The organism is Saccharopolyspora sp. NFXS83, assembly GCF_026241095.1.
In the GTDB taxonomy this organism is placed as follows: domain Bacteria; phylum Actinomycetota; class Actinomycetes; order Mycobacteriales; family Pseudonocardiaceae; genus Saccharopolyspora_C.
In genome coordinates this window covers 1-20,190 of sequence record NZ_JAPFGB010000017.1, presented here as the reverse complement: position 1 = coordinate 20,190, position 20,190 = coordinate 1, and the positions used below count along the sequence as shown (strand labels likewise).

Sequence of the window (20,190 nt, the reverse complement as noted above, 5' to 3'; positions counted from 1 at the left end):
GTTCGCGGTGACGGCGGTCGGGGTTCGGCGGCCCGCCGATTCACCGCCCGAGTCCGGTGCCCCTCGGGACCGTTGGAGAGCGCACTGGACGCGGTCGTTTCGCAGTGGCCCGCTTCGTGATGTCAAGAGGGCCGCTGGAGCAAATAACGGCCTCCTGCAGAAAGTCCGCGAATTCGCCTCACACTTTAGTAGGTGGCGGGAACCGAAACTTGATCGTTGCGCCACCGAGTCTCACTCATTAGCGTAAGGCCCCGAGTTCGGCGGACACGAGGAGTAACCATGACCGGTCCGAAGACCGACATCCGTTCCATGTCGCGCACTGCCGTCCGAAGCGACCCGGCGCCGCAGGTCTCACCCGAGCTCGCCGAACTTCTGCGAACCGGACCGTTCGAGGTGGCGCTGCGGGCGGCGATCCGCTCCAGCCGGTTGAGCCTGGAACGGATCCAGCACCGCCTGCAATCCCGCGGAACACCGGTGAGCATCACGGCGCTGAGCTACTGGCAGTCCGGCCGCCGGCGCCCGGAACGCCCCGACTCGCTGCTGGCCCTGCAGCAGCTGGAGAACGTGCTCGGCGTGCCCGACTGCGCACTGTCGGCGCTGCTCGGACCGCCACGTCCGCGCGGCCGGACCAGGCAGGCCGCGCACGACGCGCCGCCGCTGAGCGAGCTGTGGTCGGAGAACGAGTCGGCGGTGGAACTGCTCACCCGGATCGACACCAGCCACGACAGCAAGCTGACCCGGCTCTCGCAGCACGACGTGGTGCACATCGACGCCTACGGCGATCAGCGGATGGTGCGCGCGAGCAAGCTGGTGCGCGCGGAGGCCAACGGAGCCGACCGCTGGGTCGTGATGTTCGACGGCGCCTCGACCAGCCCGGTGTCGCCGACGATCCGGCCGCTGCGGTCGTGCCGGATCGGCCAGGTCCTCACCGACCACGCGCGGGACGTGATCGTCGCGGAGCTGCTGTTCGACCGCCCGCTGGAGCGCGGCGAGACGATGCTGCTGGAGTACGAGATCTCCGACATGCCCACCGGCGCGAACGAGCCGGAGCACACCTTCTGCCGACTGTTCCGGCTACCGGTGCGCCAGTACGTGGTGGAGCTCGAGTTCGACCCGTCCTGCCCGCCGGAGCACGTGGAGAGCTTCGTCGGCGATTCGGCGGCGAACGAGACCGCGCAGCCGAAGCCGTTGTCGCTGGACCGGCACGCGCGCACGCACGCGGTCACGCTCGACTTCGGCATGGGCGTGTTCGGCGTCCGCTGGCAGCCGTCGCGCCGCGCGCTGCTCGACGGGCACTGATCGACCGAGGACGGGCGGCGCGCGTCGCCGCCCCGGTCGCCTGACGCCTCGACCCGCGCCACTGCTCCATTAGAGGAAGTCGATCCAACACTCAGAGTAGCCGTCACCGCCCGGGAACGAACCTCGCGACCTGCGGATTCGATCGCCGACACGAATAGTTCACGCGAAAGAAATCAGCGACCCAATACTACTTTGGTCGGTATTTCGACAACGGTTTTCAATACTGATTCCGCGCGTTCGAAAACGCCTTCACCACTCCGGATTCCGCGAGTCCCGGCCGAGCTCGAATCGCTCGCCCTGCCGATTCCGCCACCCGCTGGACTGGACCTCCCGCCGTCACAGCAGCGTGAGCTGACCGGAGCCGTCCGGCGCCCGCTCGCCCCCAGCGATCCGGAAGCTCGCCTCCCCCCGCCGCGCGCACATCCCGTGCCGTCGTTGCGCGGCGCGCACCCGCTCCACCACACCGTCCTGGTACGACTTCGGCGCGTAGGCGCCGTTGCGGTAGAGCCGCTCGTACAACGGCAGCAGCTCCGGCCGCTCCCGGCTCAGCCAGGCGTGATACCACTCCCGCGCACCCGGTCGCAGGTGCAGCACCAGCGGAGTGATGCTCGTGGCACCCGCGCCCACCAGCGCCGCGACGGTCTCGTCCAACTGCTCCGGCGTGTCGCTGAGCCCCGGCAGGATCGGCGCCATCATCACCGAGCACCCCACGCCCGCGTCCGCCAGCCGGCGCACCACGTCCAGCCTCCGCAGCGGCGACGGCGCACCCGGCTCCACCGCCCGCCACACCTGCTCCTGCAGCGAACCGAGGGACACCGCCACGGACACCGGGGCGACCTCGGCCGCCTGCCGCAGCAGGTCCAGGTCGCGCAGGATCAACGTGCCCTTGGTCAGCACCGAGAAGGGGTTCGCCCGGTCCCGCAGCGCGGCGATGATCTCCCTCATCAGCCGGTACTTGCCCTCCGCGCGCTGGTACGGGTCGGTGTTGGTACCCATGGCGACCGCCTCGCCCGTCCAGCGCGGATGCGCCAGTTCCCGCCGGACCAGCGCTCCGGCGTTCACCTTGACCACGATCTTGCTGTCGAAGTCGTGCCCGGAGTCGAAGTCCAGATACGTGTGCGTGCTGCGCGCGAAGCAGTACCGGCACGCGTGGGAGCAGCCGCGGTAGGGGTTGATCGTCCACCGGAACGGCACGCCGGAGCCGCCGGGCACCCGGTTGATGATCGATCTGGCCCGAACCTCGATGGCCAGCGCGTCCTCGGTGCCCGCCGCCACCGGCCCCGGACCCGGCTCGGCCAGCCCCGCCCTGCCGGTGCCGCGCGCGGACGCGCCGGTGTCGACCACCAGTGGAAGCGGCTGCTCCCGCTCGTCCGAAACCCGCTGGCTCTCCCATCGCATACTTCGAGTCGAACACATTTTCGATGAACTGTCCAGGGTGTTCACCTCGCCCGATGGGGGCGCCGTGCCGGTGCGGTGCGCTGCGGTGATCGCGCGGTGACGGAGCGGCGGTGCGCGAACGCGAGCACCCCATACGATTGGCCGGTGACCGACGTGCCTCCAGCAGGGCCTCCCGGCGGCGGAGAGCATCGCCGACCCCGGCCTGGCCGACCGCAACCGCCACGACGGCCCGGACCGGACTCCGGCGGACCCCCGGCGGGTTCCGCGTCCGGACCGGGCGGCGGTCCGCGCACCGGGCCCCAGTCCGGCCCTCAATCCGGCTCGCAGCCGGGCGGACCCGCTGCGAACGGGCCGCGCTCGCGACGACGCCCTGCCGCCCCCGAAGCCGGCGAGCGCCGCGGCGGGGCCGCGCACCGGGCCGCCGACGAGGAGGCCGCCGCTCCCGAACCGAGCGCCAAGCCCGGCTCCGGCTCCACGGCCATCGGGCACGGACACGGACACGGACACGGACACGGACACGACGGTCCCCCTGCTTCCCGCACCGTCAAGCGCCTGCTGGCGATCGCCCTGGTGCCGTTCGCGCTGGCCGCGATCATCGGCACCGCCCTGCTCTACCCCTTCGGCCACCAGCAGCGCACCGGCGCGGACCTCGGCCTCGGCCAGTACCCGGTGAACGGCGAGGTCATCGCCGCCGAAGCGGGCGGCTGCGGCGACTCCAGTGGCTGCGTCACCCTGCAGGTCCGGATGGCCGACGGCCCGAACCCCGGACGCACCATCGCCCAGGTGATGCCGACCGAACCCGGAACTCCTCGCTTCGCCGTCGGCGACCAGGTGGTGCTCTCCTACGCGGGCGCCAACCCGGAGGAGGAGTCCTCCTACCAGGTCGTGGACTTCCAGCGGGGCAACCCGCTGATCGTGCTCGGCCTGGTGTTCGCCGTCGCCGTGCTGCTGCTCGGGCGGTGGCAGGGGCTCGCCGCGCTGGGAGCGCTGGTGTTGAGCTTCGTGGTGCTGATCGGCTTCGTGCTGCCCGCGATCCTCGCTGGGGAAAATCCGCTGCTCGTCTCGGTGGTCGGTTCCGGGCTGATCATGTTCGTGGTGCTGTACCTGACGCACGGGTTCTCGGCGCGCACGTCCACGGCCGTGCTCGGCACGTTGCTGAGCCTGGCGCTGATCGGCGGGCTCAGCGCGCTGTTCTCCGCCACGACCCGGCTCACCGGGCTCGACGACGACACCTCCAGCCTCATCGCCGCACTGGGCACCCCGATCGACGCGCGCGGGCTGCTGCTGGCCGGGATCGTGATCGGCGCGCTCGGCGTGCTCGACGACGTGACCGTCACCCAGACCAGCGCGGTGTGGGAGTTGCGGCGGGCCAACCCGACGCTCGGCTGGCGCAAGCTCTACAGCGCCGGGCTGCGGATCGGCCGGGACCACGTGGCGTCCGCGGTGAACACGCTGGTGCTCGCGTACGCGGGCGCTTCGCTGCCGCTGCTGCTGGCCTACTCGCTGTCCGGGCGCAGCTTCGGCGAGATCATCAGCACCCAGGCGGTCGCGCAGGAGGTGGTGCGCACCTTGGTCGGCAGCATCGGCCTGGTGGCCGCGGTGCCGATCACCACGCTGATCGCCGCGCTCGTCGCGGCCCGCGAAACCGGCGGCACCGCCCGCAGCACCGCCGCCGAGCGGGTCGGCTCTGCGGCGGCCGAGAGCGCCACGACCCGCGTCGCCGCCCGGCGCCCCCGACCGCCCCGGCCGCCGACGGCGTGAGCGGGAGGCGGCTCGCGCAGCGGGCCTGTCGCGGAACCTCGGCGGCTTCCTCGCGAGGACGGCGATTCCGCCGCGCATGAGCGTGCGGCAGGACCCGCGGCGAGGAAGCCGCCGGTGGTCATCCTGCTCAGGTGATCACTGCTCAGCGACCGCGCGGCCGACGAGGCGCAGCCCGAAGAGCACTCCGCGAGGCTCCCTCACTCGAGGGTCGTGACGAAGCCCGCCACCGCCTGCGGGTGCAGCTTCTGCGCCATCCGCCCCTGCGGGGCCGCGGACGCCAGCCGGTAGAGCGGGCGGGCCGCGGCGCCGTCACCGCGCGCCTCGGCGCGCAGCTGGGCGACCACGAGCTCGGAGAGCACCAGCGCGTGCGTGCTGCCGACCGAGGCCAGCGCGTCCGCGATGCGCCGCAGCGCGAGGACGCCGAGCTCGCGACCGCCGGTGCCCGCGTACATCGCCAGCGAGATGGTCACCGCCTTGCCCTTCGGCGGGCCCGCGACCAGCAGCCCCACGGTCCGCATCCCGCGCACGTCGGTGATGACCACGTCGAGCCGGTCCGCGGTGCGCAGGTCGACCATGCGGGTGCCCAGCGCCCGCACCGAGACCTCGCTGCCGGTCAGCCACGAGGTCTTGCGGGATTCGCCGTAGGCCAGCAGCAGCAGCGGCATCCCCACGGCCGCCGCGCCCACCGCGAACCCGAGCGGGCCCGCGACGAGGCCGACGATGCCGCCGAACGCGGCGGCCACGATCAGCGCGGCGATCACCACGTTGCGGGCGCGCTTGCGCACCGTGGCCTGGTCCAGCAGGTCCAGGTCGACCGTCTCGACGGGCTTGCCCGCGGGTTCGGTCATCGGGTGGTCTCCGCGACGGCCGCGCTCACCTGGTCGACGAGCGCGTCCAACGGCACCGAGCGCTGCTCCCCGCTTTCGAGGTCCTTGAGCTGCGCGCTGCCCGCTTCGACGTCGCGCTCGCCCAGCACCAGCGCGAACCGGGCGCCGGAGCGGTCCGCGGCCTTCATGGCGCCCTTGAGGCCCTTGCCGCCGTAGGCCACGTCGGCGCGCACCCCGGCGGCCCGCAGCCCGCCCGCCGTCGCCACCAGTCGCCGCTTCGCCGACTCGCCCAGCGGCACGCAGTACACGTCGCAGCGCGCCTGGTCGCCGACCGCGATGCCCTCCGCCTGGCAGGCCAGCAGCGTGCGGTCCACGCCCAGCCCGAACCCGACACCGGACAGCTCTGCGCCGCCGAGCTGCGCCATCAACCCGTCGTAGCGACCGCCGCCGCCGATGCCGGACTGCGCGCCGAGCCCGTCGTGGACGAACTCGAACGTCGTCTTCGTGTAGTAGTCGAGGCCGCGCACCAGCCGCGGGTTCTCGACGAACGCGACGCCCAAGTCGGTCAGGTGCTGCTTGACCTGCTCGTAGTGCTCCTTGGCCGCGACCGAGAGGTGGTCGACCATCAGCGGCGCCTCGGCGACCAGTTCCCGCACCTCGGGGCGCTTGTCGTCGAGCACCCGCAGCGGGTTGAGCTCGGCGCGCTGCCGGGTCGCCTCGTCCAGCGGCAGGCCGTTGAGGAACTCCTGCAGCTTCGCCCGGTACTCGGGTCGGCAGGTGTCATCGCCCAGGGAGGTCAGCTCGATGCGGTATCCGGTGAGGCCGAGCCGCTTGTAGCCCTCGTCGGCGATGGCGATGACCTCGGCGTCCAGCGCCGGGTCGTCCACCCCGATCGCCTCCACGCCGACCTGCTGCAGCTGCCGGTAGCGCCCGGCCTGCGGGCGCTCGTAGCGGAAGAACGCGCCGCTGTAGTGCAGCTTCACCGGCAGCTGGCCGCGGTCGAGGCCGTGCTCGATGGCCGACCGGATCACACCGGCGGTGCCCTCGGGCCGCAGCGTCACGGAACGGCCGCCGCGGTCGGCGAAGGTGTACATCTCCTTGCTGACCACGTCGGTGGACTCGCCAACGCCGCGCGCGAACAGCGAGGTGTCCTCGAACAGCGGCAGTTCGATGTAGCCGTAACCGGCGCGACGCGCGGCGTCCGCGAGCGTCTCGCGCACGGCAAGGAACCCGGCGGACTCCGGCGGGTAGTACTCGGGAATGCCCTTGGGGGCGGTGAAGGTGCTCATCAGGGGTGCTTCGCTGTCCTCAAGCTGGGGGTGTCACCGGCCGGCTTCGTCGCTCGCGGGAACCAGGTCCTGCAGGAACGGGTTGCTCGCGCGCTCGCGGCCGATCGTGGTCGTGGGTCCGTGGCCCGGCAGGACGACCGTGTCGTCCTCCAACGGCAGCACCCGGGTGCGCAGCGTGCGCAGCATCGTCGGGTGGTCGCCGCCGGGCAGGTCGGTGCGTCCGATGGCTCCGGCGAACAAGGTGTCCCCGGCCAGCAGCAGCCGGCCGCCCTCGTCCGTGCCGACGCCGAACAGCACCGACCCGCCGGTATGGCCGGGGCTGTGCGTGACGCTCAGGCTCAGCCCGGCGAGCTCCAGCGCTTCGCCGTCGGCGACTTCGCGGATCTCGGCGGGTGCGGTCAGCGGCGGCAGCGCCGCGAACAGCTCCGCGCCCTGCGGTCCCATCGACGCGGCCGGGTCGGTGAGCATGTACCGGTCGGCCGGGTGGATCCACGCGGGCACGTCGTAGGCGCGGCACACGTCTCCCGCGGAGAAGACGTGGTCGAAGTGCCCGTGCGTGAGCAGCACCGCCACCGGGTTCAGGCCGTTGTCGCGCACCTGCTCGTCGAGCGCCGCCGCGGCCTCCTGGCCCGGGTCGATGATCACGCAGTCCGCGCCCTCGCCCGCGGCGAGCAGATAGCAGTTCGCCTGCAGAGGTCCGGCCGGGAACCCGAGCACCAGCACGCAACGCGCCTTTCGTCGTCGAACACGATCTCCACCGCCGCCCGCGCGCCGAGCACGCGGGCAGGCAGGGGCCTTGGCCTGTTCAGCCTAGAACATCGTCCCGCATGGTCTGGTCGATCCGGTGCACAGGGCGGCCCATAAACTCGAAGCGTCCTGATCGTGTCGGAGCCCCCGGGGAGGGAGCAGGTGCCGAGCAACGAACAACGTCGCCAGGCCGCCAAACGCAAGCTCGAACGCCAGTTGGAGCGTCGAGCCGAGCAGGCCAAGCGTCGCCGGATGATCACCATCGGCGCCACGGTGGCCGTGGTCATCCTGGCCGTCGCGGGCGTCGTCTACTTCACCAACAGCGGCGACGAGTCGACCGCCGCCCCGCAGGAACAGCCGCCGCCCGCCCAGCAGGTGGACATCCCCACCGAGCTCGCACCGCCGCCGGCCCGCCCGGCCGCGCTGCCGGACCCGGTGTCCTGCACGTACAAGCCGGACGGCCAGCCGGCCAAGCCGGTGCAGCCGCCCGCCGACGGCGAGGTCCCGTCGACCGGGACGGTGCAGGCGAAGATCGCCAGCTCGGTCGGTGACATTCCGTTGACGCTGGACCGGTCGCTGGCGCCGTGCACGGTGAACAGCTTCACGAACCTGATCGAGCAGGGCTACTTCGACGGCACCTCCTGCCACCGGATCAGCACCGAGGGCCTGCAGATGCTGCAGTGCGGCGACCCCTCGGGCTCCGGCAGCGGCGGTCCCGGCTACGCCTTCGACGACGAGACGTTCCCGGAGCTCAAGTACGGCCGGGGCTACCTGGCGATGGCGAACTCGGGGCCGAACACCAACGGCAGCCAGTTCTTCATGGTCTTCGGCGACGCCCAGCTCTCGCCGGACTACACCGTGTTCGGCACGATCTCCGAGGACGGGCTGAAGGTCATCGACGACGTCGCGCGCGCCGGTCACGACGGCGCGTTCGACAGCCAGGCCGGTGGCGGTCACCCGAACAAGCAGGTCACCTTCGAGAAGGTCACCGCCGACGCGTGATCCGCGAGGTGCGCCCGCGCCCGGTCGGCGCGGGCGCACCAGCACCGCTCATGACCAGCGCGGGAGGTGCGCAGGGTGGTTCTCCCCGAGGTGCCCGGCGGTCTCGACCCCGCCGATCCCGGCTTCGTCGCCGACCCGTACCCCGTCTTCCACGCGCTCCGCTCCCGCGCGGCCCTGCGCTGGAACCCGGATTGGGGCGCGCACGTCGCCCTGTCCCACGAGCTGTGCTCGGCCGCGCTGCGCCACCGCGATCTGCGGCGGGTGTGGACCGACCGGGAGCCCGCCGCCGACTTCGAGTCGTTCAACGCGCTGCACCGGCTGAGCATGCTGGAGAACGAGCAGCACCACGACCGGCTCCGCGCCGCAGTGGCCCCGCTGTTCCACCGCAGGCACGTCGAGTCGATGCGCGAAGTGATCACCCGCCTGGTCGACGTCCGCCTCACCGAGCTGTGCGACCGGATCGAGGCGCACGGCGATGCCGACCTGATGGCGGGGCTCGCCCGCCCGCTGCCGGTGGACGTGATCGCGACGCTGCTCGGCTTCCCGCTCCGGGACGGTCCGCTGCTGCGGTCCTGGTCGAACCGGATCGTGCGGATGTACGAACCCGAGCTCGACGAGTCCGCCCGCAGGGACGCCGAACAGGCCGCGGGCGAGTTCCGCGGCTACGTCGCCGAGCTCTCCGACCACCGGCGCCGCCGCCCCGGCGACGACCTGCTGAGCGCCCTGGCCGCCGATCCCGGCGGTGCGCGGGAGCTGAGCGGGGACGAGCTCATCGCGAACTACGTGCTGCTGCTGATGGCCGGGCACGAGGCGAGCGTCAACGGCATCGGCAACGCCGTGGTGGCGCTGCACGAGCACCCCGAGCAGTGGCGATACCTGCGGCGGCTGCGCGACGACGACCCGGCGCTGCTCACCGCGGTCGACGAGCTGCTGCGCCACGACACCCCGAACCAGCTGTTCGAGCGGACTGCCGTGCGGGGACTGGAACTGGGCGGGCACCGCATCGAGGCAGGCGAGAAGGTCGTGGTACTGCTCGGCGCGGCCAACCGCGACCCGGCGGCGTTCACCTCGCCGGACGACCTCGACCTGACCCGCGCCCCCAATCCGCACTTGGCGCTCGGCGTCGGCGCGCACTACTGCCTCGGCGCCCCGCTGGCCCGGCTGGAGATCGGCATCGTGCTCGCCGCGCTGGCCGCACGGCTCCCGAACCACTCGCTGCCCACGCCTCCCCCACACGGCCCGGCCTTCGCGATCCGCGGGTACGACCGCATCGACATCACAGCCTGAGCAGCACCCGGCGCTCCAGCCCGCCCGACCGCTCCGCACCCAGACCCCACGCGGGCGAAGCCGAATCCTCGTGGCCGCAGGCCGTGCCTCGCGGCGAAGCCGTGCCTGGATGCGCGTCAGCGCACAGCCCACGTCGATAACCCGACCACGCGCGGGTTCCCAGCCGGTCGCTCGCGCGGACAGCTTTTTCCCGTGGCGGAGCCACGAGGGAGAAAGATCCCGCGGCGAGAGGAACGCTGAGATTCCGCCACCCGACCCCAGAGCGAAACGACCGGGACCGCTCAAGCAGCAGAAGTCACCCGGTACACGTCGTAGACGCCTTCGATGTTGCGCACCGCCTTGAGCACGTGGCCGAGGTGCTTCGGATCGCCCATCTCGAAGGAGAACCGGCTCACCGCCACCCGGTCCTTCGACGTGGTCACCGAGGCCGACAGGATGTTCACCCGCTCGTCCGCGAGCACCTTCGTGACGTCCGAGAGCAGCCGGTGCCGGTCCAGCGCCTCCACCTGGATGGCGACCAGGAACACCGAGGACGCCGACGGCGCCCAGTACACCTCGACCAGCCGCTCCGGAGATTTGCGCAGGTCGTCGGCGTTGGTGCAGTCGGTGCGGTGCACGCTGACGCCGCCGCCGCGGGTGACGAACCCGAGGATCTCGTCGCCCGGCACCGGGGTGCAGCAGCGGGCGAGCTTCGACCACACGTCGCCGGCGTCCTTGACGACCACGCCGGAGTCACCGGTGCTGCGGCGCCGCTGCTGCACGGTGGACGGGGTGGAGCGCTCCGCGATCTCGTCCTCGGCCTGCTCCACGCCGCCGATGAGCGCGACGAGCCGCTGCACCAGGTGGTGCGCGGAGACCTGCCGCTCCCCCACCGCCGCGTACAGCGCGGTGACGTCGACGTAGTGCAGTTCGCGGGCGACGGCCGCGATGGAGTCCGCGGTGACCAGGCGCTGCACCGGGAGGCCGAGCCTGCGGATCTCCTTGGTGATGGCTTCCTTGCCGCTGTCGATGGCCTCTTCGCGGCGTTCCTTCGCGAACCACTGCTTGATCTTCGCCTTGGCCCGCGGGGAGGCGACGAACGACAGCCAGTCCCGGCTCGGCCCGGAGCCCTCCGCCTTGGAGGTGAAGATCTCGACGACCTCGCCGTTCTCCAGCTTCCGCTCCAGGGCCACCAGGCGGCCGTTGACGCGGGAGCCGATGCAGCGGTGCCCGACCTCGGTGTGCACCGCGTAGGCGAAGTCCACCGGCGTCGACCCGGACGGCAGCGTGATCACGTCGCCCTTAGGGGTGAACACGAAGATCTCGCGGGTGGCCAGGTCGTAGCGCAGCGACTCCAGGAATTCGCCCGGGTCGGCGGCTTCCCGCTGCCAGTCCAGCAGCTGGCGCATCCAGGCCATGTCGTCGACCTCGACGGCCGATTGGCCGCCGCTGCCGTTGCGGCCCTTGGTCTCCTTGTAGCGCCAGTGCGCGGCGATGCCGTACTCGGCGGTGCGGTGCATCTCGCTGGTGCGGATCTGCACTTCCAGGGGCTTGCCCTCGGGGCCGATCACCGTGGTGTGCAGCGACTGGTACACGCCGAAGCGGGGCTGGGCGATGTAGTCCTTGAACCGGCCCGGCATCGGCTGCCACAGCGCGTGCACCACGCCCATCGCGGCGTAGCAGTCGCGCACCTCGTCGACGAGGATCCGCACGCCCACCAGGTCGTGGATGTCGTCGAAGTCGCGGCCTCGGACGATCATCTTCTGGTGGATCGAGTAGTAGTGCTTGGGTCGTCCTTCGACCTTCGCGGCGAGCCGCGCGGTGCCGAGCTGGGCGGCGAGCTCGTCGGTGACGGTGCGCAGGTAGGTGTCCCTGGAAGGGGCTCGGTTGGCGACCAGGCGCACGATCTCGTCGTACTTCTTGGGCTGCAGGATGGCGAACGCCAGGTCCTCCAGCTCCCACTTGATGGTGGCCATGCCCAGCCGGTGCGCCAGCGGGGCCAGCACTTCGAGGGTTTCGCGGGCCTTGCGGGCCTGCTTCTCCGGCGGCAGGAAGCGCATCGTGCGCATGTTGTGCAGCCGGTCGGCCAGCTTGATCACCAGGACGCGCGGGTCGCGCGCCATCGCGATGATCATCTTGCGGATGGTCTCGGCCTCGGCCGCCGCGCCCAGCTTCACCTTGTCGAGCTTGGTGACGCCGTCGACCAGGTGCGAGATCTCGTCGCCGAAGTCCGCGCTGAGCCGCTCCACCGAGTAGTCGGTGTCCTCGACCGTGTCGTGCAGCAGCGCCGCCACCAGCGTCGTGGTGTCCATCCCCAGCTCACCCAGGATGGTGGCGACCGCCAACGGATGGGTGATGTAGGGGTCACCCGATTTGCGGCGCTGATGGCTGTGCTTGTCCTCGGCGACGTCGTAGGCGTGCTGCAGCAGTGCCAGATCGGCGTGCGGATGCAGTTCGCGGTGCACCGCTGCCAGCGGCTCCAGCACTTGCTTGACCTCCGCGGCGCGCTGCGCCGTGATCCGTCTGGCCAAGCGGGCACGTACCCGCCTGGTAGCCGAGGCGGGACGCACCTGCTCGGTTGCTGAGACAGGAGACTCGACGTCTTGGCTCACCGCTCGCTCCCGGGCCTGGAGGGGACGTTGCACCCGGGTCCTGAGGTGGTCACGACCCGGGCATCGAGAATAACGCCGTTCGGGCTACCGCCCCTCCCCGGCCGTCCCCCGAAACGTTGAACGGTCACTCTCAGCTTTGAGGCGACGCCAACACTTCACCGGGACCGATCAGCTTCGCTGAAGATCGTCACACCGCCAGCAGCGCGTGCACGTCCGCACCGAGCACCCGATCCCGGCCGCCCAGCGCCGTCAGCTCCAGCACCACCGCCGCGGCCGAGACCTTCGCGCCCGCTCTCCCGAGCAGTTCGCACGCGGCGTTGAGGGTGCCGCCGGTGGCCAACACGTCGTCGACGACCAGAACGCGCTGACCAGCACTGATGGTGTCGGCAGCGAGTTCGAGGCTCGCCGTTCCGTACTCCAGCGCGTAGTCGATGCGGTCGGCGACCTCCGGCAGTTTGCCCGGTTTGCGCAGGCCCACCACACCAGTGCCGTAGGCCTGCGCGACGGCCGCGCCGACGAGGAAACCGCGTGCTTCCACCCCGGCGACGACGTCGAACTCGTGGCCGTCACCGAGCGCGGTGACGACCGTCGAGAGCGCCTCGCCATCGGCCAGCAGCGGGCTGATGTCGCGGAACAGCACGCCCGGTTCCGGGAAGTCCGGGACCTCCCGGATCAACCGCGCCGCCTTGCTCAAGGTGGGATGAATCACCCGCACCACGTCGGAATCGGCCATCAGCGACGCTTCTTCCCGGTAGGACGGCTCGACTTGCCCGCAGGGCGGCGGCGGGATTGCGGCCCCGGCTCGTCGGACTTCTTGCCGACCGGAACGCTCGTCACCGAGGACGCGCCGGCCAGTTCCCGCTCCGGAGCGTCCTGCTGCGGCTCGTCGGGGACGGGCTCGCCCGCCTCCTTCGCCGCGGCCTTCGCCCGGCGCTGGCGCACCTTCGCCGCCTGCTGCTGGTACTTGCGGTCGCGCATCTTGAAGTCCACCAGCAGCGGCGTGGCCAGGAAGATCGACGACACGACACCGGCGATCATGCCGATCAGCTGCACCAGGGCGAGGTCCCGCAGCACGCCCACGCCGAGCAGCCACGCACCCACCACGAGCAGACCGACCACCGGCAGCAGCGCGATCACCGAGGTGTTGATGGAGCGCATCAGCGTCTGGTTCACCGCGAGGTTCGCGGCCTCCGGATAGCTGCGCCTGGTCAGGCCGAGCAGGCCGCGGGTGTTCTCCTTGACCTTGTCGAACACCACGACCGTGTCGTAGAGCGAGAACCCGAGGATCGTGAGCAGGCCGATCACCGTGCTCGGCGTGACCTCGAACCCGATCAGCGCGTACAGCCCGGCCGTGACGATCACGTCGTGCAGGAGCGCGATGAGCGCGGCGACCGCCATCCACTTTTCGAAGTAGAAGGCGAGGAACACCGTCACCAGCACGAGGAACACGCCCAGCGCCAGCAGGGCCTGCTGGGTGATCTCGCCGCCCCAGGTACCGCTGACCGCGCTGTCGCTGACCGCGGCCGGGCTGGGCTGCCCGGCGGCGCCCAGCGGCTTGAGCTGGTCGAACAGGGTCTCCTTGACCTCGGAGACCTGCGCCGGAGTCAGCGACTCGGTCCGGATCTGGATGGTCTGGTTGCCCGCGGTGCCCACGAGCTGCGCCGTCTCGGCGCGGTGCCCGAGCGCGTCCTGGAACGCGTCCTGGACCTGATCCGTGCTGATCGGCCCCTGCGCTCCGACCGCGGGCACCTGGAGCTTCGTGCCGCCTTCGAAGTCGATGCCCAGGTTGAAGCCCTTGATGCCCATCGCGGCGAGGCACACCAGGACCAGCAGGCCCAGCGAGACGTACCAGCGGAGGCGCTTGCCGACGATGTCGAACGCGCCGTTGCCGATGTAGAGGCGTTCGAAGACGCTCGTGCGCCGGGTGCCGCCGTCACCGGCGGTGCTCTGCGTGGCCACCGTCAGGCCTCCTTCGCCGTGGAAGCACCCCGGCGGCGCGCGGACCGCTGATCAGCGGCGAGGCGCTGCACCGAGCCGAGCCCGGACACCGAGGGCTTAGACAAGAACTTGTTCTTCGATGCCAGTGCCACCAGCGGGTGCGTCACCAGGAACACCACGACGAGGTCGAGCACCGTGGACATGCCGAGGGTGAACGCGAAGCCCTTCACCTGGCCCACCGCGAGCACGTAGAGCACGGCGGCGGCCAGGAAGCTCACCGCGTCGGCGGACAGGATGGTGCGCCGCGCCCGGATCCACGCCCTGGGCACCGCGGACCGGAAGGTTCGGCCCTCCCGTATCTCGTCCTTGAGGCGTTCGAAGAACACGATGAACGAGTCGGCGGTGATGCCGATGGCGACGATGAAACCGGCGATGCCCGCGAGGTCGAGGGTGAAGCCGATCCACCTGCCGAGCAGCACCAGCACGCCGTAGACCACGCCGCCGGAGAGCACCAGCGAGAGCACGGTGAGCACGCCGAGCAGCCGGTAGTAGGCCAGGCAGTACACCGCGACCAGGATCAGGCCGATGCCGCCCGCGATGAGGCCCGCTTCCATCGAAGCGACGCCCGCCGTCGCGGAGACCGTCTCGGCCTCGGACTGGTCGAACGCCAGCGGCAGCGAGCCGTACTTGAGCACGTCCGCCAAGTCGGTGGCGGACTGCTGGTTGAAATCGCCGTTGATGTTGGCGCTGCCGCCGAGGAGCGGTTCGTTGATCCTGGGCGCGGACACGACCTCGCCGTCAAGCACGAACGCAGCCTGCTGTCCGACGTTCGCCGCGGTGAAGTCCGCCCAGCGCTTGCCGCCCTCACCGGTGAACTCCAGGTTCACCGTCCAGCCGGGGCTCTGCTCGTTCGGCGGCATGGCCGCGGCGTTGGCGATGTCGGTGCCAGGCATGAACACCGGCTCCAGCACGTACTTCTGCGTCTTCTCCTGGTCACAGGCGACCAGCGGCAGCTTCGGGTCGGCGTTGCCGCGCAGCGGGTCCTCCGCGTTGCAGTCCAAAGCCTGCAAGGCCTGGATCTGCACGTTCGGGTCGGTGCTCTGGCGGGTCTTCTTCGCCTCTTCGATCGCCGCCCGCTGCGCCTCCGGGTCCGCCTGCGACGGCGGCTGCTGCGCGTGAGCGCCCTGCGGCGTCGTCCCGGACGGCTGTCCCGGCGGAGGCGGCGCCTGCACGGGCGCCACCATGTTCGGCACGACCTTGCGGAACTCCAGTTCCGCGGTCTGACCGAGCTGCTTGGCCTGGTCGCCGCCCTCGCCGGGCACGGTGATCACCAGGTTGGAGCCGTCGAGGTTGACCTCGGAACCGCTGATGCCCATGCCGTTGACGCGGGTCTCGATGATCTGCCGCGCCTGGTTCAACGATTCCTGCGGCGGTGGCTCCCCGTTCGGGGTGCGCGCGGTGAGCGTCACCCGGGTGCCGCCCTGCAGGTCGATGCCCAGCTTGGGAGTGGGCTTCTGATCGCCGGTGAGGAACACCAGTCCATACAGCGCCACGACGACCAGCGCGAAGATCGCGAGGTAACGCCCTGGGCGGATCTGCCCGGCCGGAGGTGCCACGGTGCGTCGGTCTCCTGTCCACGGTCTACGAATCGGTCGGGACACCGGACGCGCAGGGCGAAGCGCCCGCGATCTGATGCCCCGGATGATCGGTCACGCCGGAAGGCCGGAACGACCGTTGATCACAGTACGCGCCCGAACAGCACGAGCACGCCGGACGATCTAGGAAAGCCCGCTTCCAGTCTGCCAGGTGAGGCCTGGCCGGGGTCGCGAGGGGCGGGCGCGCAAGGCTGCGATCTGCGAATACCGCCCGCAACGGGCAGAGCGGACGAAGAACGCGAGCGGGCCGGGCCGGGCGCGTCGGGTTCGTAAACCCGCCACGTCTCGAAGAGCGGGACGGCGCGAATTCGTGCGCGACGCCGAAAGTCCGCATCGATGGGATCTCGATTTTCCGGCGACTCGACATCGCCCGCGTGAATTCGGCGAATCGGCGCCGGAACAGGCGGGAGCCGGAGTCGCCGCCACCACGGCGGCGACTCGACGGCTCCGGCCGGTACCCGGCACCTGTCGGTCACCGGGAGCGCGGCGGGCGGCCGGTGCGATCACCGGCCGTTCCGGTTCAGCTGGTCTTCTGCTTCTCGATCGGCTCGGCGACCTCGGCGGTGGACTGGGAGGTGGGCACCTCGGTGGTGTCCTTCTCGTCCTTGACCTCGGTCTCCGCTGCCGCCGGAGCCGCGTCCTGCTCGGTCTCGGCGTCCTCGGCGATCGCGGTGTCCTCGGCGTCGGTGACGACCTTCTCGCGGACCGCGGCGCGCACCCAGGTGGTGACGACGCCCGGTGCGATCTCCAGGTCGATGCTGTCGTCCGTGCTCGACACGACGGTGCCGAACAGGCCGGAGGTCGTCATCACCCGGTCACCCGCTTCGAGCGAGTTCTGCAGCTTCTGCTGCTCCTGCATGGCCCGCTTCTGCTTGCGCGCCTGCAGGAACATCGGCACGGCGAGCAGCACGATCAGCAGGGGCAGGAACAAGGATTCCAAAGACATAATGCTCCGTTCGGCGGATGCCGTGGGGACGGCCCTGGCCACCAGCCGGGGGCGCCCGAATTGTTCGGATATAGCGCTTCCAGTGTGCCAGCCATGTCGATGGGCCCTGCGCCGCCCGCCGACCGCGAGGGGCCGAACCGATCTCCGGCGAGGCCACCGGGGCCGTCAACGCGGCGCAGCCTATCGCTAGCGGAGTGCCCGGCCTCACAAGCCCCGACGGGACTACTCGAACAAGGCCGCTTGGGATTCGCCGGGGGCGTGCGGGGGCGGGGTGAGGCCGACGTGGTGCCAGGCGGCGACGGTCGCGACGCGTCCGCGGGAGGTGCGGGCGAGCATTCCCGCGCGCACCAGGTACGGCTCGCAGACCTCCTCGACCGTGGTCGATTCCTCCCCGACGGCCACGGCGAGGGTGGTGACGCCCACCGGACCGCCGTGGAAGGACCGGACCAGGGCGGAGAGCACGGCGCGGTCGAGCCGGTCCAGGCCGAACTCGTCCACGTCGTAGACCTCCAGCGCGGCCCGCGCCACCTCCAGGGTCACCGCTCCGTCGGCGCGCACCTCCGCGTAGTCGCGGACTCGGCGCAGCAGGCGGTTGACGATCCGGGGGGTGCCGCGCGAGCGGCGGGCGATCTCGGTGGCGCCGTCCGGGCGCAGGTCCACTCCGAGGATCCCGGCGGAACGGCGCACCACCAGCTCCAGCTCGTCCGGCGTGTAGAACTCCATGTGCGCGGTGAAGCCGAACCGGTCCCGCAGCGGGCCGGTGAGCGTCCCAGAGCGGGTGGTGGCTCCGACCAGCGTGAACGGGGCGATCTCCAGCGGGATGCTGGTGGCGCCGGGACCTTTGCCGACGACGACGTCGACGCGGTAGTCCTCCATCGCCAGGTACAGCATCTCCTCGGCGGGCCGGGCGATGCGGTGGATCTCGTCGATGAACAGCACGTCGCCCTCGGCGAGGTTGGACAGCATCGCCGCGAGGTCGCCGGGCCGCTCCAGCGCCGGGCCCGAGGTCACCCGGATCGCCGCGCCGAGCTCCGCCGCCATGATCATCGCGAGGCTGGTCTTGCCCAGGCCGGGCGGGCCGGAGAACAGGACGTGGTCGGGCTGTTCCCGGCGGTTGAGCGCGCCGTGCAGCACCAGTTGCAGCTGCTCGCGCACCCGGGGCTGGCCGACGAACTCGGCGAGCCTGCGCGGGCGCAGCGTGCTCTCCACGTCCTGCTCGGCCGGTTCCTGCTGCGGATCCAGCGGCCCCTCGCCCGGCACGGCGCCGGGGAGGGGTTCGTCGTCGAAGGGCGCGTCGCTCATCGCGGCCCCAGCGTGGCGAGCGCCTTGCGCAGCACCGCCGAGGTGTCGGCGGGGGCGCCGTCGGCGGCCAGCACCGTTTCCACGCTCTGATCGGCCTGCTTCGCGGAGAAGCCGAGGCCCACCAGCGCTTCGGCGACCTCGGAGCGGACCCGCCCGCGGTCGGGCGCGCCGACCTGGCCGCCGGTGCCGGCCCCGGCGAGCGTGCCGACCTTGTCGCGCAGTTCCAGGATCAGCCGCTCCGCGCTCTTCTTCCCGATGCCCGGCACCTGGGTGAGCGTCGTCAGGTTCCCCTCGGCGAGCGCGTGGCAGAGCTGGTCCGGCGAGAGCACCGCCAGCGTCGCCAGCGCCAGCCTGGGCCCGACGCCGGAGGCGGTCTGCAGCAGGACGAACAGGTCGCGCGCCTCGGCGTCGGCGAAGCCGTAGAGGGTGAGCGAGTCCTCCCGGACGATCAGCGTCGTCGCGAGCAGCGCTTCCTCGCCGCGACGCAGTCCGGCGAGCGTGGCCGGGGTGGCGTGGACGGCGTAGCCGAGGCCTCCGACGTCGACCACGGCGTGATCCAGCCCTATCGAGAGCACCGGGCCGCGTACCGAAGCGATCATCGTGTGGGGTCTCCTCTGCCTGCCGAGGAACGCCGCGCGTCCCGCAGCCGTTGACGGTGCGCCTTGGCGAGTTCGGCGGCCTTGGCCTCCGCCGCGGCCAGCCGGGAGGTCATCGGCGCCCGCCACAGGTGGCAGACGGCCAGCGCGAGCGCGTCGGCGGCGTCGGCCGGCCGCGGCGCCTCGCTGAGCCCGAGGACCTTGGTGACCATGAGCGTCACCTGCCGCTTGTCGGCCCGGCCCGAACCGCTGATGGCGGCCTTGACCTCGCTGGGCGTGTGGAACGCGACCGGCAGCCCGCGGCGGGCGGCGGCGAGCGCCACCACGCCTGACGCCTGCGCGGTTCCCATCACGGAACGCACGTTGTGCTGGCTGAAGACGCGTTCGATGGCCACCACCTCGGGCTGGTGGGCGTCCATCCACTGCTCGACGGCGTCGGCGACGGCTTTGAGCCGCATCGGGAGTTCGTCGCCGGGCGGGGTGCGCACGACACCGACCGCCACGCAGGAGATGTGCCGGTTCCGCCCGCCGTCGACCACGCCGATCCCGCAGCGGGTCAGCCCCGGGTCGACTCCCAGCACACGCACGACTTCCTCCTCGGCACTTCGATCATCGGGCTCGGGATCATCAGGATCGATCATCCGCGTTCGGAGTCGTCCGCGCGGCGGGCCTCCCCCGCCTCGACGAGGCGGGAACACCCGTTCGACACCTTACGCGCCGACCACGCCGCTCCCCCGTACGACACACCCGATGATCACCCGTCCGCGCGGTCCGCGCCGCACCGCCCCCTCCGGGCGCTCAGGGGCCGTCGACGCCGGGCGTCCAGCGCTCGGGAGCTCCGCTGTCGGTGAGCACCGGCTGGTACTCGGCGAAGCCGCCGGGCGCGTCCTGCTGCCACGGGAACGTGCCGTCCGGCGCGGACACGATCAGCTGCAGGGCCGGGAAGTTCGCCCCCTGGTAGACGGCGAACGCGCTGCCCAGGAACTCCGGGTAGTGCCGTGTGGCCACCCGTTCGAAGGTGACCGGACAGCCTTCCAGGAATCCGGCGTAGAGCTGCCCCGGGGCGAAGCGCTCCCCCGCGGACGCGCGGGCGACGTAGGTGTCCACCACGGCCTGCGCCACGTCGCGGGGCAGGCCGATCACCACGACCTCGGGCTTGCCGAAGCGTCTCCACGCCCCGACGGAGAACGCGTAGGCGGCGCCGGCGTCGTCCGCCGCCACGTGCACCACGGCGGCCCCTTGCCGCTCCGCGGTGCTCACCAACCACTGCCGCAATTGCTCTTCCGTCTCGGCCACGGCCACCATTCTGCCGATTCTCATCCGAACGGGGGAACCCCTGGTGCAAGGAGTCCTCCCGGGCGAGCGATGAATCCGCCGCCACCGACGAAGCCGAGTCCTCCCAGCGAAGCCGTGCAGTGGGCGGCGAAGCCACGCCTGCCTTGCGGCGAAGCCGTGCCTGGATGCGCGAAGCGCATAGCCCACGTCGAAAAGCCGACCACCCGCGGGTTCTCAGCCGGTCTCTCGCGAGGACGGCTTTTTCCCTCGTGGCGGA

At 71.4% G+C, this 20,190-nt stretch carries 17 protein-coding genes; 4 read left to right on the top strand and 13 right to left on the bottom strand.

Annotation, left to right across the window (positions count from 1 at the left end; all coding sequences use genetic code 11):
* Positions 1-279 precede the first annotated feature (279 nt).
* Positions 280-1,299, top strand: coding sequence for a hypothetical protein (locus OOZ19_RS19030; protein WP_266091476.1), 1,020 nt, complete (start codon positions 280-282; stop codon positions 1,297-1,299).
* A 336-nt stretch (positions 1,300-1,635) separates the two neighbouring features.
* Here OOZ19_RS19030 and OOZ19_RS19025 read toward each other — a convergent pair whose 3' ends face one another.
* A complete protein-coding gene (locus OOZ19_RS19025; protein ID WP_266091475.1) occupies positions 1,636-2,697 on the bottom strand; it encodes an Rv2578c family radical SAM protein in 1,062 nt (353 codons plus the stop codon).
* 570 nt (positions 2,698-3,267) lie between these two features.
* Here OOZ19_RS19025 and OOZ19_RS19020 point away from each other — a divergent pair.
* Positions 3,268-4,458, top strand: coding sequence for a YibE/F family protein (locus tag OOZ19_RS19020; protein ID WP_416309462.1), 1,191 nt, complete (start codon positions 3,268-3,270; stop codon positions 4,456-4,458).
* 197 nt (positions 4,459-4,655) lie between these two features.
* On the opposite strand, the gene OOZ19_RS19015 is transcribed toward OOZ19_RS19020, so the two are convergent.
* From OOZ19_RS19015 to OOZ19_RS19005, 3 genes are read right to left on the bottom strand one after another with little or no spacing between them, the layout of a single operon-like run.
* Positions 4,656-5,306, bottom strand: coding sequence for a hypothetical protein (locus tag OOZ19_RS19015; protein ID WP_266091474.1), 651 nt, complete (start codon positions 5,304-5,306; stop codon positions 4,656-4,658).
* Positions 5,303-6,574, bottom strand: coding sequence for a histidine--tRNA ligase (gene hisS, locus OOZ19_RS19010; RefSeq protein WP_266091473.1), 1,272 nt, complete (start codon positions 6,572-6,574; stop codon positions 5,303-5,305). The genes OOZ19_RS19015 and hisS overlap by 4 nt, the downstream gene beginning before the upstream one ends.
* A gap of 33 nt (positions 6,575-6,607) precedes the next feature.
* Positions 6,608-7,297, bottom strand: coding sequence for an MBL fold metallo-hydrolase (locus OOZ19_RS19005; protein WP_266091472.1), 690 nt, complete (start codon positions 7,295-7,297; stop codon positions 6,608-6,610).
* Positions 7,298-7,483: 186 nt separating this feature from the next.
* Here OOZ19_RS19005 and OOZ19_RS19000 point away from each other — a divergent pair, with 186 nt between their 5' ends.
* The gene (locus tag OOZ19_RS19000) at positions 7,484-8,323 is read left to right on the top strand and encodes a peptidylprolyl isomerase (protein ID WP_266091471.1); all 840 of its coding nucleotides are present in this window, start codon (positions 7,484-7,486) and stop codon (positions 8,321-8,323) included.
* A gap of 75 nt (positions 8,324-8,398) precedes the next feature.
* Positions 8,399-9,610 carry a cytochrome P450 gene (locus OOZ19_RS18995; RefSeq protein WP_266091470.1) on the top strand — a complete coding sequence of 404 codons (1,212 nt, stop codon included), beginning with the start codon at positions 8,399-8,401 and terminating at the stop codon, positions 9,608-9,610.
* 281 nt (positions 9,611-9,891) lie between these two features.
* Here the strand turns inward: OOZ19_RS18995 and OOZ19_RS18990 are convergent, their stop codons facing one another.
* From OOZ19_RS18990 to OOZ19_RS18950, 9 genes are all read right to left on the bottom strand, one after another.
* Positions 9,892-12,201, bottom strand: coding sequence for a RelA/SpoT family protein (locus tag OOZ19_RS18990; RefSeq protein ID WP_266091469.1), 2,310 nt, complete (start codon positions 12,199-12,201; stop codon positions 9,892-9,894).
* Between the two features lie 187 nt (positions 12,202-12,388).
* Complete coding sequence (locus OOZ19_RS18985) at positions 12,389-12,934, bottom strand: adenine phosphoribosyltransferase (RefSeq protein WP_266091468.1); 546 nt, start codon at positions 12,932-12,934, stop codon at positions 12,389-12,391.
* The gene (secF, locus tag OOZ19_RS18980; RefSeq protein ID WP_266091467.1) at positions 12,934-14,160 is read right to left on the bottom strand and encodes a protein translocase subunit SecF; all 1,227 of its coding nucleotides are present in this window, start codon (positions 14,158-14,160) and stop codon (positions 12,934-12,936) included. The genes OOZ19_RS18985 and secF overlap by 1 nt, the downstream gene beginning before the upstream one ends.
* A 2-nt stretch (positions 14,161-14,162) precedes the next feature.
* Positions 14,163-15,755: a protein translocase subunit SecD gene (secD, locus tag OOZ19_RS18975; protein ID WP_266091466.1), complete on the bottom strand. Its 1,593-nt coding sequence runs from the start codon at positions 15,753-15,755 to the stop codon at positions 14,163-14,165.
* 559 nt (positions 15,756-16,314) lie between these two features.
* Positions 16,315-16,740: a preprotein translocase subunit YajC gene (yajC, locus tag OOZ19_RS18970; protein WP_266091465.1), complete on the bottom strand. Its 426-nt coding sequence runs from the start codon at positions 16,738-16,740 to the stop codon at positions 16,315-16,317.
* Between the two features lie 222 nt (positions 16,741-16,962).
* Positions 16,963-18,042, bottom strand: coding sequence for a Holliday junction branch migration DNA helicase RuvB (ruvB, locus tag OOZ19_RS18965; protein ID WP_266091464.1), 1,080 nt, complete (start codon positions 18,040-18,042; stop codon positions 16,963-16,965).
* Positions 18,039-18,641 carry a Holliday junction branch migration protein RuvA gene (gene ruvA / locus OOZ19_RS18960; RefSeq protein ID WP_266091463.1) on the bottom strand — a complete coding sequence of 201 codons (603 nt, stop codon included), beginning with the start codon at positions 18,639-18,641 and terminating at the stop codon, positions 18,039-18,041. The genes ruvB and ruvA overlap by 4 nt, the downstream gene beginning before the upstream one ends.
* Complete coding sequence (ruvC, locus tag OOZ19_RS18955) at positions 18,638-19,225, bottom strand: crossover junction endodeoxyribonuclease RuvC (protein ID WP_184478105.1); 588 nt, start codon at positions 19,223-19,225, stop codon at positions 18,638-18,640. The genes ruvA and ruvC overlap by 4 nt, the downstream gene beginning before the upstream one ends.
* 211 nt (positions 19,226-19,436) lie before the next feature.
* The gene (locus OOZ19_RS18950; protein WP_266091462.1) at positions 19,437-19,943 is read right to left on the bottom strand and encodes a DUF4262 domain-containing protein; all 507 of its coding nucleotides are present in this window, start codon (positions 19,941-19,943) and stop codon (positions 19,437-19,439) included.
* Between the last annotated feature and the right edge of the window lie 247 nt (positions 19,944-20,190).

Bases quoted from the DNA above. Each gene is read 5' to 3' on its own strand.
- OOZ19_RS19030 (WP_266091476.1), top strand. From the start codon at position 280: ATGACCGGTCCGAAGACCGACATCCGTTCCATGTCGCGCACTGCCGTC.
- OOZ19_RS19025 (WP_266091475.1), bottom strand. From the start codon at position 2,697: ATGCGATGGGAGAGCCAGCGGGTTTCGGACGAGCGGGAGCAGCCGCTT.
- OOZ19_RS19015 (WP_266091474.1), bottom strand. From the start codon at position 5,306: ATGACCGAACCCGCGGGCAAGCCCGTCGAGACGGTCGACCTGGACCTG.
- hisS (WP_266091473.1), bottom strand. From the start codon at position 6,574: ATGAGCACCTTCACCGCCCCCAAGGGCATTCCCGAGTACTACCCGCCG.
- OOZ19_RS18985 (WP_266091468.1), bottom strand. From the start codon at position 12,934: ATGGCCGATTCCGACGTGGTGCGGGTGATTCATCCCACCTTGAGCAAG.
- yajC (WP_266091465.1), bottom strand. From the start codon at position 16,740: ATGTCTTTGGAATCCTTGTTCCTGCCCCTGCTGATCGTGCTGCTCGCC.
- ruvB (WP_266091464.1), bottom strand. From the start codon at position 18,042: ATGAGCGACGCGCCCTTCGACGACGAACCCCTCCCCGGCGCCGTGCCG.
- ruvA (WP_266091463.1), bottom strand. From the start codon at position 18,641: ATGATCGCTTCGGTACGCGGCCCGGTGCTCTCGATAGGGCTGGATCAC.
- OOZ19_RS18950 (WP_266091462.1), bottom strand. From the start codon at position 19,943: ATGGTGGCCGTGGCCGAGACGGAAGAGCAATTGCGGCAGTGGTTGGTG.